The sequence below is a fragment of the Caballeronia sp. NCF2 genome (assembly GCF_023631205.1).
In the GTDB taxonomy this organism is placed as follows: Bacteria; Pseudomonadota; Gammaproteobacteria; order Burkholderiales; family Burkholderiaceae; genus Caballeronia; species Caballeronia zhejiangensis.
In genome coordinates this window covers 463583-478466 of the sequence record NZ_JALQDN010000064.1, presented here as the reverse complement: position 1 = coordinate 478466, position 14884 = coordinate 463583, and the positions used below count along the sequence as shown (strand labels likewise).

Genomic DNA, 14884 nt, shown 5'->3' with positions numbered 1-14884 from the left:
GTTTCATGAATGATGAATTTTGAATGCCAATGCCAAGTGGCGCCCGTCAGTCGAACTGGAGATGCACCTTCATCGATTGAGAGCGATCCAGCGCGACTTCGAATGCACGATTCGCTTCGGCGAGCGGAAATGCGTGCGTCATCAGCAGACGAAGGTCGATGCGCTGCGAGGCGATTTCATCCGCGGCGATCGCGTATTCATCGGTGAAGCGGAACGAGCCCTGATAACGCAGCTCTTTCGCCATCACGAGGTTCGCCGCGACCGGCGACTGACCGGCCGGCAGATTTCCGAGCTGGATCACCGTGCCGCCCGCACGCACCGAGCGCAACGCGGTGTCGAGACCGGCGGGGCTGCCCGATGCCTCGATCACGACGTCGAAGGTGCCGCGTTCGCGCGACCAGGCATCGATGCGCGCCTGATCGTTCGCGAGCACGGTCTCGTCGGCGCCGAGCGACGCCGCCATCGCGAGCGCCTTGTCAGCAAGATCGAGCGCGACGATGCGATGCGCGCCCGCGCGCCGCGCGGCGGCCAACACGATGCAGCCGATCGGCCCGCAACCCACGAGCAGCATCTTCGCGCCGACGAGCGGGCCGGCGAGCTTCAACGCGTGCAGCGCGACAGCAAGCGGCTCGGCCATCGACGCCTGCCCGAAATCGAGGGTATCCGGCACCGGAACGCATTGCCGCGCGGCTGCCGTGATGTATTGCCGGAACATGCCCTGCATATGCGGGAACGTCGACGCGCTGCCCATGAAGCGCATCTTCAGGCAATGGTTCGGCATGCCTTTCACGCAAAAGCGGCACGTTCCGCAATTCAGGCCCGGATTCACCGCGACCCGCTGGCCGACTGCAAGGCCCGTCACGCCCTCGCCCAGCGCGGCAATCTCGCCCGCGACTTCGTGACCGAGCACGAACGGCTCGCGCACGGCGAAGTCGCCGCTTTTGCCCTTGAAGTAATACGAAAGATCCGACCCGCAGATGCCGCCCGCGCGCACGCGAATCTGCACCTGTCCGGGTTCTGGTTCGGGCGTGTCGATCTCGTCGATGACGAGCTTCTTCGGTTCGTGTAGAACGGCTGCGAGCATGATCTATGTCCTGGAATCTGCAGTTTGCACTTTGTATAAAGCGTTTCGCATGCAATCAACGGCGGGCGGCGAGCGCCGGTTCTGCGTTCGATCCGGCGATCGCGGCATCGTGTTGCGGCGCGCCCCAGTCGTGCAGATCACGGCCGACGCGCGCCGGCGCGGTCTCGGGCAGAAGCAGAAGCGAGATCGTCGAGACGATGCCGAGCGCGGCAACGTACACGATGAGACCGATCGAGCTTCCGCCCGTCGCCTGAATCAGCTTCACCGCGACGAGACCTAGCGCGCCGCTGCCGATCAGCGAACCGATCTGCCAGATGAGCGCAATGCCGCTGCATCGCACGCGTGCCGGAAAGAGCTCGGGAAAGAGCGATGCTTGCGGCGCATAACAAAGGCTGTGGCCGACGGTGATCGCGAGAATCATCACGGTCTGGATCGCGAGGCGGCTGCCGCTATCGATAGCGTGAAAGAGCGGCATGACGAGCAGCACATGCAGCACTGCGCCCGCGATGAATGTCGCGCGCCGACCGATGCGATCCGACAGTGCGCCAGCGAGCGGGATCGCAATCAGTTCGAGCACGACCGCGACGATGATCGTCTGCAGAAGCAGCGAGTCGGCGATGCCGTGCGCGCGGCCGTAGGCGAGCACGATCATCGTGTACATCGCGAACGTGCAAGCCTCGATCAGCTTCGCGCCGACACCCTTCACGATCGTCGCGCCGTGCTGCTTCACCACTTCCACGACGGGCCGCGATTCGACCGCCTTGGTCTCGCGGATCGCCGCGAACACCGGCGATTCCTCGGTGCGCAGTCGAATATAAAGCCCGACGACGACAAGCACGATGCTGCCGAGAAATGGCAGACGCCAGCCCCAGTCCATCAGTTGTTCGTGCGTGAGCATCGCGGTCAGAACGGCGAAGATGCCCGATGGGATCAGAAAGCCCGCGGGCGCGCCGAGCTGCACGAGGCTCGCGAAGAAGCCGCGTTCGCGCGGCGGCGCATATTCGGCGGTGAGCAAGACCGCGCCGGCCTGCTCGCCGCCGACGCCGAAGCCTTGCAGCACGCGGATCAGCACAAGCGCCGCCGGCGCCCAGATGCCGATCTGCGAGTAATCCGGCAACAAGCCGATGGCGAACGTGCCCAGACCCACGATCAGAATGGTGACAATCAGCGCTTTCTTGCGGCCGATCTTGTCGCCGAAATGCCCGAACACGATACCGCCCACAGGCCGCGCGACGAACCCGACCGCATACGTGGCGAACGCGGCCAGCGTGCCGATCAGCGGATCGTGGCTCGGAAAGAATTTTGCGCCGAACACGAGCACCGCTGCCGTGCCGTACACGAAGAAGTCGTAATACTCCGCCGCCGTGCCGATGGTCGATGCCGCTGCCACCCGGCGCAGCATCGCGCTGGTTTCCCTGTGTGCCATGTCTGTCTCCGGTATCTTGTGTTTTGAATGCCTTAAACCAAACGCGATTACCAGTTCCAGAGCGTGCCGTCTTCGAGGCGCGCCACCGGCAAGTACGCCGGATCGTACGGATACCTTGCGGCGAGCTTTTCGTCGATGTCTACACCGTGCCCCGGCGCTTCGCCCGGGTGCATCATCCCGCGATCGAACGACCATGCATGCGGGAACACATCGAGCGCTTCCTTCGGAAAGCCCATGTACTCTTGCACGCCGAAGTTGGGCACCCACAAGTCGAAGTGCAGCGCTGCGCCCATGCAGACCGGCGACAGATCCGAAGGACCGTGGCAGCCCGTGCGGACCTGATACAGCGATGCGAAATCGGCGATGCGCTTCAGATGCGTGATGCCGCCCGCATGCGTGAGCGTCGCGCGGATGTAGTCGATCAGTTGCTCTTCGATCAGCTGCTTGCAGTCCCAGATGCTGTTGAACACCTCGCCCACCGCAATCGGGGTCACGGTGTGCTCGCGGATCAGACGGAAGCCGGCCTGATTCTCGGCGGGCGTCGGATCCTCCATCCAGAACAGGCGATACGGCTCGACCGATTTGCCGAACCGCGCCGCTTCGATCGGCGTAAGCCGGTGATGCACATCGTGCAGCAGATGCGTGTCGAAACCGAACTTGTCGCGCACGGCTTCGAAGAGTTTCGGCACGAAATCCAGGTACTTTTCGGAGGACCAGCTCTGCTCCTCGACCGCACCCTTCGTCGCCGGCTCATACATGCCGTCGCCCTTCGCGACGCCATAAACCGAACGCATGTTCGGCACGCCGCACTGGATGCGAATCGCCCTGTAGCCCTCTTCGATATGCTCCGCGTAGCGGTCGAGCGCTTCGGGGATGTCGCGGCCGGTTGCGTGTCCGTAGACCATCACGCCGTCGCGCGACGCACCGCCGAGCAGCTTGTAGAGCGGCATGTTCGCGGCCTTGCCGAGGATGTCCCAGAGCGCCATGTCGACGGCGGCGATTGCGGTCATCGTGACGGGGCCGCGTCGCCAGTACGCGCCCTTGTAGAGAAACTGCCAGGTGTCTTCGATGCGGCCCGCTTCGCGCCCGATCAACAGCGGACATACGTGATCCTTCAGATACGACGCGACAGCGAGTTCGCGGCCATTGAGCGTCGCATCGCCGATACCGTAGATGCCCTCGTCCGTTTCCACCTTCAGCGTGACGAAGTTGCGGCCGGGGCAAGTCACGATCACGTCGGCGCGGATGATCTTCATAGGTATTTCCTTGAATGGGCATTCGATGTGGCGGATACTACCATACCAGTATGTTACGACGTCAATAACGGGTTTTCCCGATTCCTAATTCAAAATGCCATCGAAAATGCCTGAGAAATCAATGCTCTCCCGTACATCGCTCACTGCACTCGAAGGCCATTGCCTGTCGCGCGAGTGGCACGAGCCAGCTATCGGCATCGTGCATCTGGGCATCGGCAACTTTCATCGCGCGCATGAAGCGCTCTATACCGAAGAGGCGATGCTCGCCGAGCCGGGCGATTGGGGCATTTGCGGCGTCACGCTGCAGGGCGACGTCACCAAGCGCGATGCGTTGATGGCACAGGACGGCCTCTACAGCGTCGTGGAACGCGGGCCGGACGGCGTGCGCGTGACGGTCGTGCGTGCATTGCGCGAAGTGCTGGCGATGCCCTTCGATCGCGCACGTCTCGTCGAGCTTTTCGCCGACGAACGCGTCCGCATCGTGTCGCTGACGGTTACGGAAAAAGGCTACTGTCGCGATCCGCGAACCGGCGATGCCGACTTTGCGCACGCGGGCGTCGCGCACGATCTCGCGCATCCGGACGAGCCGTCCACCGTGCCGGGCATACTCTGCGCCGCGTTGCGAGCGCGACGCGACGCGGACGCCACGCCCTTCACCGTGCTTTCCTGCGACAACCTCTCGCACAACGGCGATGCATTGCGTCAGGCGGTGTGTTCGTTCGCACGCAGGCTGGACCCGGCGCTCGCGACGTGGATCGAGACGCGCGTCGCGTTTCCGTCGACGATGGTCGATCGCATCGTCCCCGCCACGACCGACGCGGATCGCGAAGCCGCCCAAGCGGCGCTGGGCGTGGGCGATGAAGTGCCCGTGCCGTGCGAGCCGTTCAGGCAATGGGTCATCGAAGATCGCTTCCCCGCCGGGCGTCCTGCGTGGGAAACGGCAGGCGCCCAACTTGTCGACGACGTCGCGCCCTTCGAGATCGCGAAACTGCGCATGCTCAACGCGACACACTCGACGCTCGCGTATCTGTCCATGCTCGCCGGTTTCGACACGATCAGCGACGCCGTCGGCCACCCGCCGCTGAAGTCACTGATCCACGCGATGATGACGCGCGAGATAGCGCCGACTCTCGCGGTACCGGCATCGTTCGATCTCGCCGCATACCGCGACGCGCTCCTCGACCGCTACGCGAATCCCGCGCTGAAACACCGTTGCAGCCAGATTGCGATGGACGGTAGCCAGAAGATGCCGCCGCGAATTTTGTCGACCATTCAGGCAAGGCTCGACGCGGGTCAGCCGTTCGAACGGCTCGCGCTTGCGGTGGCGGCATGGTTCACGTTTCTGCGCGGACGAGCGGACGACGGCACCCGTTACGCGATCAGCGATCCGCTGGCCGAACGTCTCACGAAAGCGGCGGAGGATGCGACCACGCCGGCAGGCCTCGTCGATGCGCTCGTCGGCGCAAGCGATGTTTTCCCCGCATCGCTGGCACGCAATCCGGTTCTCCGGGAAGCGCTTCTGCGCGCCGCGACAAGGCTCGGGAACGGCGCGCTCACGGCGATCGACGAATATGTGCGGTTGGATTGAATTCATTATCACGCATGCAAAATGCCGAACGGTCCGCTTCGTTTTAAGATAGCCACTTCCATCATGAGCGGCCCTGACGCGCCAGGAGTGGCAGGTGTATTTATCGAAACGTGGATGTAGCTCTGCTCTGTGCATCGCATGCGCGCTGTCGTGGGTATCGGTATCCGCTCTGGCGGCCGCGCCGCAGCCTGGCCGTGCAGCGAGCGCTGCCGACATCGCGAGCGGCGCCAAGGCGCAAGGCATCATGTCGGCCGACGCGCTTGCACCGAACTTTACCGGCGACGATCCGGAACACGTCCGCGATGCGCTGGCAGGTCATTCCGCACCGGGACAGCCTGCATCGATAACCGGCCGCGTACGGGCGTTTCTTTCGCGGCCCTTCACCAAGGCGCAGCATGCCGCGAGCCAACCCGGCGCGCAGACAGATCGCACGTTCACGTTCGTCATTCCGGTTTCATACGGCGTGCGCTATCTGTCGAAGAAGAAAGTGCTGACGGTGAACGTCTCCCTGGCGGCGTCTCACGATCCGGATGCCATCCTGCTGAAGGAAACGGTAAAGGGGCAAAGCGGCCGCAAGCTCGTTGTTGCGCCTGAAGCCAAGGAAAAGGGTTTCGTTCAGACCTTCGACAGCATTGAACTGAAGCAGGAAGGCAGCGCGAGAACCACGGTCAGAGGCAGCATCGTGCTTCCGAACTTCGACCGCGCGCATGGCAGCGATGACTTCGCGATCGTGCTCATCTGCACGCTCGCGCCACCCTACCTGACGGACGACATCGAGCATAACGCGCCCACCGATGAAGAACCCACGGATATCACGCGCAGAACATCGATATTGATGGGCCATGTCGATGCAGCGTGGCTCATCGATCGCAAGGAAGGCACGATCATTACGAAGCGGCTGCGCCTCGTGAAGTGAAAGGCGCGCCGCTTTCCTGCTCGATCAATATTCGACGTTCGGATCCAGCGGATAGACGGGCCGCTTCAGGTTCTCGAATGCGAAGAGTCCATAGTCCGAACTCGTGACGCCGCGGCTATCGCATTCGACGAGGCCACCCGATATCGGCACGAAGACGGGGCGGCAGTACATGCGGGACTTGAGAATCAGAAAGCGCGCGCCGCGTGGGTCGATGCCGACACTCTCGAACACGCCCAGGTCCCACGGCTCGTGCGTGCGTTCCGTCACAAGGATGCGCGCCGCGGCGGTCTCGATCACGGCCGCGCGGCCCATGAACGCACGCTGTCCCGTATACGTCGGTCCGCTGATGATGTATTCGCCATCGGTCAACGCCCGCACTATGCCGGTAACCTCGAGCGGCGGCTTTGCTCGCGACGCCACGCTCGCTAGCTTGTTGCCGACGCCGATCGTGACCGTTGCGCCCTCGCCGGCTGCGAAGAGTTGCGCGACAGCTTCGGGATCGCATAAAGGTCCCACGACGATGCCATCGAGTCCTTGCTTCAACGCTTCTTCGAATGCGTCGGTCGTGTCGCACGTTCCGCCCGACATGCAGTTGTCGCCGTGGTCGAGCAGCAGTACGGGCTTGTCCGTTTCGCGTGCGAGCGCAGCGCCCTCGCTGATCGATTGCGCGAGCGGCACGCTGCGATAAACGAACGCGTCACGCTCGTTCCAGATTTGCCGCGCGATGCGGTCCGCCACGCACTGCGCCTTCGCGCGCTCGCCATCCGCCACCACGACCACGCTGATGCAAGGCGCGGCGATATCCGCCAGCGAGAAACCGGATAGCACCGACACGGCCAGCACGCCATCTTCAGCTTCGGCTGCGCGCGCGGCATCGACTGCACGTTTCATTGCACCGTCCGCTGTCGAACTCCTCAGCGTATGCGTGAGCAGCGGCGGCTGCGCCCAAGCGATCACGGGCTTCGCCTTGTCATGAATCAGATCGAGCAGCAGTCGCGCCGCATGCTCACCGCTCTCGTACATATCGACGTGAGGATAGGTCTTGAAGCTCGTGATCACGTCCGCGTTGTCGATCATCTTCTGCGTGACGTTCGCATGCAGATCGAGCGATACGGCAATAGGCGCATGTGGCAGCGCGCGTCGCACGCGTTCCAGCAAATCGCCTTCGCCATCGGGCGAATTCTCCGCGACCATCGCGCCGTGGAGGTCGAGCATCACGGCATCGCAGCCTTCTGTTGCATCGACGATCGACTGGCAGATCGCGTCATAAGCGGCGGCAGCGACGCGACCGCTCGGATTTGCCGAAGCGGATATCGGCGTCACGATGTCCGCATGTTCGCGCTTCGCAGCATCGATGAATGCGGACATCGCCGTACGCATGCCGGCATTCTCGTTATACGCTTCGGCGCCATGACACGGACCGTCGCGCCCGAATGCTTCGAGCGGCGTCGCAACGGGCGAGAACGTGTTGGTCTCGTGGTTCATGCGGGCGATGAGTATCTTCATGCTGCGTCTCCTTCGGACGCGTTGGCTGCGCGCAGCATCGCTTGCAGAAGCACATTGCAGCCTGCTTCGAGATGATCGGCGCGCGCATCCTCGATCTCGTTGTGGCTGATGCCGTCCTTGCACGGCACGAAGATCATCGCTGCCGGCGCCACGCGTGCGAGATAGACGGCGTCATGACCCGCGCCGCTCACGACATCCATCGACGTGAAGCCGAGCGCATCGGCGCTCTCGCGCACCGACGCAACCAGCGATGCGTCGAACGGTTGCGGCGCGAAGTAGACAACTTCGTCTACCTTGACCGGCAGATCCGCTTGCTCGCATGCGTCGCGCATTGCACGGTCCATTGCGAGAAGCGTCGCGTCGTCTGGCGCGCGCAGATCAACGGTCAGCTTGACGCGCCCCGGAATGACATTGCGCGAGTTCGGATGCACGTCGACCCAGCCGACCGTTCCGCGTCCATGCGGCGCATGATCGATCGCGATGCGATTGACGGCGCGAATGAGATCTGCCGCGACGAGCAAGGCGTCGCGGCGCAGTTCCATCGGCGTCGGACCCGCGTGCGCTTCCATGCCTTCGATCGTCACGTCGTACCAGCGTTGACCGAGCGCGCCTTGCACGACGCCGATCACCTTGTCCTTCGCCTCCAGCACCGGACCCTGCTCGATGTGCGCTTCGAAATACGCACCCACGTCATGCGCCTCGACGCGATCTCCCGCATAACCTATCGATGCCAGCGCGTCCCGCACGGACACGCCGTCGCGATCCTTCTGCGCGAGTGCATGATCCAGCGTGAACGCGCCCGCGAATACACCGGAACCCATCATCACCGGCACGAAGCGCGAGCCTTCCTCGTTAGTCCAGACGGCAACTTCGAGCGGCGCAACCGTACGCACGTTATTGTCATTCAGCGTGCGCAACACTTCGAGGCCCGCCAGCACGCCATAGTTGCCATCGAACTTGCCGCCCGTCGGTTGCGTATCGATATGGCTGCCCGTCATCACAGGCGGAAGATCGTCACGCGTGCCCGCACGGCGCGCGAAAATGTTGCCGATCGCATCCACGCGCACGGTGCAGCCGATTTCCTTTGCCCACGCGATAAAAAGATCGCGGCCTTGCTTGTCGAGTTGCGTCAATGCGAGACGGCACACGCCGCCCTTCTCCGTCGCGCCGATGCGCGCGAGTTCCATCAGACTATTCCAGAGACGCGCACCGTCGATGCGCAGAGCGGCCTGCGCTGGCATATCATGAGCTTGCATTCGAGGTTCCTGAGCTGAGTGATGCAGATATGAGGTTCAGACGACGCCCACGCCGAGATAGCGATCCTTGATCGATTCATCGGCGATGAACGCATCGTTCGTTCCTTCGTACACGATGCGCCCTTGCTCAATGATGTAATGGCGGTCGGCGAGTTGCGTGCAGACTTCCAGATTCTGTTCGACGAGCAGAATCGTCACGCCCGCTTGGCGAATCAGCTTCAGTTGCGCGACGATTTCCTCGACGATCACAGGCGCGAGTCCTTCCACCGGTTCATCGAGCATCAGCAAGCGCGGATGATTCATCAATGCGCGGCCGATCGCGAGCATCTGCTGCTCGCCGCCCGAGAGTTGGCCACCGCCGTTCGTCCGGCGCTCCTTGAGACGCGGAAAGATGCGATAGATATCCGCGAGTTGCCATGGAGAATCTTTGCGCGCGCCGAGCCGCAGATTCTCTTCGACGGACAAGAGCTTGAAGATACCGCGATGTTCCGGCACGAAGCACACGCCGCGCGCAGCGATCTTGTGCGGCGGCATCTTCGCGAGCTCGACGCCCTTGAACTTCACGCTGCCGCGCTGCGGCGCCACGACGCCGGCGATGCTTTTCAGCGTGGTCGATTTTCCCGCGCCGTTACGGCCGAGCAGCGTGACGGTTTCGCCTTCGCCCATCGTGAGCGAGACGCCTTGAAGAATATGGCTCTTGCCGTAATAGCCGTGAATGTTATCGACATCGAGCATCATGCGCGTCCTCCGGTGATCATGTTGCCGAGATAGGCGCTGCGCACACGTTCGTCCCCGCGGATATCGGCGGGCTTGCCTTCGACAAGCACGCGGCCTTGCTGCATCACCGTGATGATGTCGGAGATGTCCATCACGATATCCATGTTGTGCTCGATCAGCACGACCGTGTAGTCATCGCGCAGACTGCGGATCAGATGTTTCATGTCGTCGAGATCGTCGATGCCCATACCCGAGGTCGGCTCGTCGAGAAAGATCGCCTTGGGCCGGGCGGCGAGCGCCATGCCCACTTCGAGACGCCGCTGCTGGCCATGCGATAACGCGCTCGCCTGCGTCGACGCCAGGCGTTGCAGCGCGAGACGCTCGAGAATGCCATCGACCGTATCGCGATGTTCCAGCGCGCCGCGCGGCGGCGTCCATGCGTTGAGTGCGCGCTTCGAGTCCACGCCTTGCGCGGCGAGCCGCAGATTCTCACGCACCGACAGATTCGTGAAGAGGCTCGTCACCTGAAACGATCGTGCGATGCCACGCTTCACACGACGATGATCGGGTTCCTGTGTCACGTCGTGACCATCGAACACGATATTGCCCGCGGTGATCGGCACGGTCCCGGTCAACACATGAAACAGTGTGGTCTTGCCCGCACCGTTCGGTCCGATCACGGAATGCACCGTGTTCCTTGCGATGCGCAGATTCACATCGGTTAGCGCGGCGAACTTGCCATAGCGCTTCACGACGCCCTTTGCTTCCAGTATCGACGCGCTCATGCCGGCTCTCCTCGATCGCGCTTCATCGCGCGCCAGATGCGTTCACCCAGACCCCACAAACCGCGCTGCATGAAGAGACTTACCGCGATCAGCACGAGCCCGAGCAACAGCAGCCAGCGCGGCCATAGCGTTGAAAGCCAGTCGGCGAATAGCACATAGAACGCTGCGCCCAGTACGGAAGAAAAGAGATTGCCCGTACCGCCGATAACGGTCATCACGAGAATCATCTCGCTCGTGTGGTAGTCGATGTTCGACAACGGCGCGATGCCCGTCATCATCGCGTGCAATGCCCCGGCCAGGCCAGTGACCGCACCCGATACGACGAACGCGGACAGCTTGAAACGCTTTACGTCATAACCTACGGCAGCGGCGCGCGCCTCGTTATCGCGGATTGCGAGCAGCGTGCGGCCGAAGACCGAATGCGACACGCGCAACATGAACCAGAATGCGATCAAGAACAATAACGCGACGAACGCGTAGTACTGCCACGGCGACACGAGCGAAACGAGTGGCTGCCCGAAGAATGACAACGCGGGCCGCGGAATATCGAGCAAGCCGTTGTCGCCGCCGGTGAGATCGGGTGTCGTATAGGCAAGGAAGTAGAACATCTGCCCGAATGCGAGCGTGAGCATCACGAAGTACGCGCCGCGCTGACGAATGGAGAACCATCCGACGAGAGCCGCGGCGAGCGCACCCGCGATGATGGCGCCGAGCAATGCCGCAGGAATCTGAAGCCCTGACTTCGTGAGGATCAGACCCGCGGCATAGCTTCCTAGACCGAAGAATATGCCTTGTCCGAACGACAGCAGGCCCGTATGCCCGAGCAGCAGATTACAGCCGAGCGCGGCGAGCGCATAGACGAGCACTTCGGTTGCGAGCGATCCGGAGCGAATCGTCAGCGGAAGAACGCAGACGACGATGGCCGCGAGCAACAGAAAGCGATAGCGATGAAGCGACTGCCTGAGGGATCGCGGTGGCGCGCTCATGTCCAGTGTCTTCGAATCCAGTTTGGAATTCACGCGGTCCTCCCGAGTAATCCGTTCGGACGCAGCAGCAGCACCGCGGCCATCGCCACATAGATCATGAGACGCGCGCCTTCCGGCCACAGCGTACTCATCACGCTCTGCACGATGCCGACGAGCAGTCCGCCGACGAGCGCACCCAGAAAATTGCCCATGCCGCCCACGACCACGACGACGAATGCGACGCCGAGTGCTTCGATCCCCATGAACGGATCGACGCCGCGTATCGGCGCGGCAAGCACGCCCGCGAGTGCCGCTGTTCCCGCACCGAGCGCGAATACAAGACTGAAGATGCGCGTCACGTTGATGCCGAGCAGCGATACCATCTCGCTCGATTCGCTGCCCGCTCGCACAGCGCTGCCGAGCCGCGTGCCTTCGAGCACCCACCATAGAATGCCCGCCAGCACCGCCGTGAACGCGATGACGAAGAGACGGTACTTCGGGTAGATGAAGCTGCCCCACATCACAACGCCGTTGAGAACGTCCGGCACCGGGACGTTATCGCCGAGCGGTCCCCACGCGATGATCGCGCACTCCTGAATCACGAGCGCAAGGCCGACTGTCGCGAGAATATGAAACTCGTGTTGCTGTGCATAGACGTGGCGCAGCACGACTTTCTCGACGATCCATGCGATCACGCCGACGACGATGGGCACGACGGCGAGCGCACTCCAGAAGTTCATCGACCACTGCATCGCCTGATAACAGAAGTACGCGCCCAGCAGATAGAAAGCGCCGTGCGCGAAGTTCACGAAGCGCAGCAACCCGAACACGATCGACAACCCGACCGCGAGCAGAAAATACAGCATGCCCACGCCGATGCCGTTCACGACCTGCAACAGATAAACGTTCATGGCCTTGCATCAGAAGAGTGGCAACGCGAATGCAGAACTCGCCCGCATTCGCATGAAAACAACGCGCGTCACAAGATCAGGCGATCACGCAAGCTTGCATTGCGTCTTGTCGAGCGGCAGGAACGACTGGCCCGAACTCACGATGTCGGCGTAATCGTCTTTATCCTTCATCTTGCTCTTGGGCTTGCCTTTGAGAAGATAGTAGTTCTTCAACACCTGATGATCGCCCGCGCGAATTTCCTCCGGCCCGGTCAGGCCCGCGTACTTCATGCCTTGCAGCGCAGCGACGACTTTTTTCGGGTCGGCGGTGCCCGCTTTTACGATGCCGTCGAGCAAAATCTTCGTGCAGATGTACGAACCGGCGAGGCTATAGTTAGGGTTCGACTTATAAGCCGCATTCACGCGCTTGACGAGGTCCTGATTGAGCGGCGTATCGACCGCATGCCAGTATTGCGCGCCGAAATAGACGCCCTCGCAGATTTCCGGTCCGAGTGCTTCGAATTGCTCCAGCCCCGACGCCCATGCCATCAGGATCGTGCAGTTGTTCTTCATGCCAAAGCTCACGGCCTGACGCAACGTGTCCGATGATTGCGAGCCGAAGTTGAGGATAAGAAGAACATCGGGCTTCGCCGCGACAGCATTCGTCAAATAACCGCTGAACTCTTTTTCATTGAGCGAGTGATAGCTGTTGCCCACATGCTCGATACCCTTCTCTTTGAAGATGTTCTTCGCCGCCGATAAAAGCCCGTCTCCGAACACGTATTGCGGCGTGATCGTGTACCAGCGCTTTGCATTGGGCATCGACTGAATGAGCGGCCGCACCGTTTGCTCGATCGCGCCGAAAGTGGGCACTGACCAGCGAAACGTCGCGCTGTTGCAATCCTTGCCGGTGAGTTCGTCGGCGCCCGCAGTCGTGATGAAGATGCCGCCGGCCTTCTCCGCTTCCTTGCCCATCGCGAGTGCTTCCGACGAAAGAATGCCGCCCGCGAAATAACGTGCGTTCTTCTGCTGCGCGATTTCCTGCACGCGGCGCACGGCCGTTGCGGGTTTTCCCTCGGTGTCGAGCGTCGCATAGGCGAGCGGTTGACCCAGCACCTTGCCGTATTGTTCGATAGCCAGCTTCATGCCGAGATCGGCGTACTTGCCATTGGCCGCGAACGGACCGGACATCGGCACAGGGCATGCGAACTGGATCGGCGAGCCCTGCGCAAAGGCGCTTCTTGCGACGAGCGCTTCGAACGATCCTGGAATGGCCGACAGCGCGGCCAGCTTCAACATGTTTCGGCGATTCAAAATTGACGCTCCTTGAGAAGATGACCCGCGCAGCCGCCCCGCTTTTTTTTCGTGGTAGGTTCAAACCTCGGCTCGCTTCATTCTATTTATCATGATAAATAGAATGAACCCGATGCTAGGAACAATAAATTCGGGTGTCAATAAGGCAATATTCCAGTCTGCGAATTCGCGACACGCACGCGTATAAAGCAGACAAAGACAGGGAGCATCGACATGGTGATGGAGCGTGCAAAACGCACCGGGGCGGCAATCGAAATCGCGCAGCAGCCGATCAAACAGCCCAAGCGCGCGGATCTCGTCGCCGAAGAGATCAAGCGGCTGATCACGGAAAAGAACCTGAAGCCCGGCGACAAGCTGCCGCGTGAAGTGGAATTGCAGCAGCTCTTTTCCGTCAGCAAGAGCACGACGCGCGAGGCGCTCAAATCGCTGGAAGTGCAAGGGCTGATCAAAGTGACGACGGGACCTTCGGGTGGCGGCACGATCGTCGAGGTGCCGCTCGATCGCACCTTGCAACTTTTGCAGAACTATCTGTTCTTCAAGGACGTGACCATCGACGATATCTATACGGTGCGTCAGTTGCTCGAACCGGAGCTCGCGGCGGGCGCAGTGCCGCATCTCACCGACGATGACTTCAACGCGCTGGAAGCGAACATCGCTTGTTGCGACGAGCCGGCCTCGGCGCACGCGAATCGCGACATCGTCCGGCAACGACAGGAAGACGTGAACTTCCACGATATTCTGGCCGCTGCGAATCCCAATCCGTTTTTGCGCTTCACCTGCGAGTTGATCAACGAAATGATCCGGCAACTCATCGAGTTCAGGAACGACACGCCGCAAGCCGAACATGAACGCTTCGGCCGCGCGAACGTGAAGATTCACAAGGCGATCACCGAAGCGGCGCGCGCGCGGGACGCGGACAAGGTTCGAGAACTGATGGTGATTCACATGACCGAGGCGCCGCGCTATGTGAAGCGCATGAAGGGCAAGTTGCGCGGGCGGCTCATTCTCGACTCGGAGATTCGCAAGCGCATGGGCGGGCGCGGCGGGTGATTAGAGCATGGCCGTGCAGAAAGGATTGAGCCTGAGCGACTACAATCGGGGTGCAAATACGCGCGGCGCTGTTCACCACATGGCGCATAAGATGCAAACCAATCCATAAGATACGGAGTTTTTCGACGCAT

13 protein-coding genes are annotated in these 14884 nt (G+C 61.8%); 3 read left to right on the top strand and 10 right to left on the bottom strand.

Annotated elements, in window-relative coordinates; all coding sequences use genetic code 11:
- Positions 1–46: 46 nt before the first annotated feature.
- From NCS02_RS25245 to manD, 3 genes are read right to left on the bottom strand one after another with little or no spacing between them, the layout of a single operon-like run.
- Positions 47–1084: an L-idonate 5-dehydrogenase gene (locus tag NCS02_RS25245; RefSeq protein ID WP_250523324.1), complete on the bottom strand. Its 1038-nt coding sequence runs from the start codon at positions 1082–1084 to the stop codon at positions 47–49.
- A gap of 55 nt (positions 1085–1139) precedes the next feature.
- Positions 1140–2510: an MFS transporter gene (locus tag NCS02_RS25240; protein WP_033536187.1), complete on the bottom strand. Its 1371-nt coding sequence runs from the start codon at positions 2508–2510 to the stop codon at positions 1140–1142.
- A gap of 47 nt (positions 2511–2557) precedes the next feature.
- Positions 2558–3766 carry a D-mannonate dehydratase ManD gene (gene manD, locus NCS02_RS25235; protein WP_008347871.1) on the bottom strand — a complete coding sequence of 403 codons (1209 nt, stop codon included), beginning with the start codon at positions 3764–3766 and terminating at the stop codon, positions 2558–2560.
- Between the two features lie 121 nt (positions 3767–3887).
- On the opposite strand from manD, the gene NCS02_RS25230 reads away from it, so the two are divergent.
- Both NCS02_RS25230 and NCS02_RS25225 read left to right on the top strand, forming a co-directional pair.
- Positions 3888–5354, top strand: coding sequence for a mannitol dehydrogenase family protein (locus tag NCS02_RS25230; protein WP_250503617.1), 1467 nt, complete (start codon positions 3888–3890; stop codon positions 5352–5354).
- 94 nt (positions 5355–5448) lie between these two features.
- Complete coding sequence (locus tag NCS02_RS25225; RefSeq protein ID WP_250503616.1) at positions 5449–6270, top strand: hypothetical protein; 822 nt, start codon at positions 5449–5451, stop codon at positions 6268–6270.
- Between the two features lie 24 nt (positions 6271–6294).
- On the opposite strand, the gene NCS02_RS25220 is transcribed toward NCS02_RS25225, so the two are convergent.
- The 7 genes from NCS02_RS25220 to NCS02_RS25190 form a co-directional block, all read right to left on the bottom strand.
- Entirely contained in the window at positions 6295–7776 is a 1482-nt protein-coding gene (locus NCS02_RS25220) for a M81 family metallopeptidase (protein WP_250503615.1), read from the bottom strand.
- Positions 7773–9032, bottom strand: a complete 1260-nt coding sequence (locus NCS02_RS25215) for a Zn-dependent hydrolase (RefSeq protein WP_008347863.1) — start codon at positions 9030–9032, stop codon at positions 7773–7775. The genes NCS02_RS25220 and NCS02_RS25215 overlap by 4 nt, the downstream gene beginning before the upstream one ends.
- Positions 9033–9068: 36 nt before the next feature.
- Positions 9069–9770 carry an ABC transporter ATP-binding protein gene (locus NCS02_RS25210; protein WP_175980699.1) on the bottom strand — a complete coding sequence of 234 codons (702 nt, stop codon included), beginning with the start codon at positions 9768–9770 and terminating at the stop codon, positions 9069–9071.
- A complete protein-coding gene (locus tag NCS02_RS25205; protein WP_008347861.1) occupies positions 9767–10534 on the bottom strand; it encodes an ABC transporter ATP-binding protein in 768 nt (255 codons plus the stop codon). Before NCS02_RS25205 ends, NCS02_RS25210 begins: the two co-directional genes overlap by 4 nt.
- A complete protein-coding gene (locus NCS02_RS25200) occupies positions 10531–11520 on the bottom strand; it encodes a branched-chain amino acid ABC transporter permease (RefSeq protein ID WP_250523336.1) in 990 nt (329 codons plus the stop codon). The genes NCS02_RS25205 and NCS02_RS25200 overlap by 4 nt, the downstream gene beginning before the upstream one ends.
- Positions 11521–11549: 29 nt before the next feature.
- Positions 11550–12410, bottom strand: a complete 861-nt coding sequence (locus tag NCS02_RS25195; RefSeq protein ID WP_250436444.1) for a branched-chain amino acid ABC transporter permease — start codon at positions 12408–12410, stop codon at positions 11550–11552.
- Between the two features lie 84 nt (positions 12411–12494).
- On the bottom strand, positions 12495–13703 hold the full coding sequence (locus NCS02_RS25190) for an ABC transporter substrate-binding protein (protein WP_008347858.1): 1209 nt from the start codon (positions 13701–13703) through the stop codon (positions 12495–12497).
- Between the two features lie 213 nt (positions 13704–13916).
- Between NCS02_RS25190 and NCS02_RS25185 the strand changes: the two genes are divergently transcribed.
- On the top strand, positions 13917–14753 hold the full coding sequence (locus NCS02_RS25185; protein WP_008347857.1) for a FadR/GntR family transcriptional regulator: 837 nt from the start codon (positions 13917–13919) through the stop codon (positions 14751–14753).
- The last annotated feature ends 131 nt before the right edge of the window (positions 14754–14884 follow it).

What these genes read in the sequence shown, in the direction of transcription:
- NCS02_RS25185 (WP_008347857.1), top strand. Translation starts at nt 13,917, where the DNA reads ATGGTGATGGAGCGTGCAAAACGCACCGGGGCGGCAATCGAAATCGCG.
- NCS02_RS25240 (WP_033536187.1), bottom strand. Translation starts at nt 2,510, where the DNA reads ATGGCACACAGGGAAACCAGCGCGATGCTGCGCCGGGTGGCAGCGGCA.
- manD (WP_008347871.1), bottom strand. Translation starts at nt 3,766, where the DNA reads ATGAAGATCATCCGCGCCGACGTGATCGTGACTTGCCCCGGCCGCAAC.
- NCS02_RS25215 (WP_008347863.1), bottom strand. Translation starts at nt 9,032, where the DNA reads ATGCAAGCTCATGATATGCCAGCGCAGGCCGCTCTGCGCATCGACGGT.
- NCS02_RS25200 (WP_250523336.1), bottom strand. Translation starts at nt 11,520, where the DNA reads ATGAGCGCGCCACCGCGATCCCTCAGGCAGTCGCTTCATCGCTATCGC.
- NCS02_RS25210 (WP_175980699.1), bottom strand. Translation starts at nt 9,770, where the DNA reads ATGATGCTCGATGTCGATAACATTCACGGCTATTACGGCAAGAGCCAT.
- NCS02_RS25245 (WP_250523324.1), bottom strand. Translation starts at nt 1,084, where the DNA reads ATGCTCGCAGCCGTTCTACACGAACCGAAGAAGCTCGTCATCGACGAG.
- NCS02_RS25195 (WP_250436444.1), bottom strand. Translation starts at nt 12,410, where the DNA reads ATGAACGTTTATCTGTTGCAGGTCGTGAACGGCATCGGCGTGGGCATG.
- NCS02_RS25230 (WP_250503617.1), top strand. Translation starts at nt 3,888, where the DNA reads ATGCTCTCCCGTACATCGCTCACTGCACTCGAAGGCCATTGCCTGTCG.
- NCS02_RS25205 (WP_008347861.1), bottom strand. Translation starts at nt 10,534, where the DNA reads ATGAGCGCGTCGATACTGGAAGCAAAGGGCGTCGTGAAGCGCTATGGC.
- NCS02_RS25220 (WP_250503615.1), bottom strand. Translation starts at nt 7,776, where the DNA reads ATGAAGATACTCATCGCCCGCATGAACCACGAGACCAACACGTTCTCG.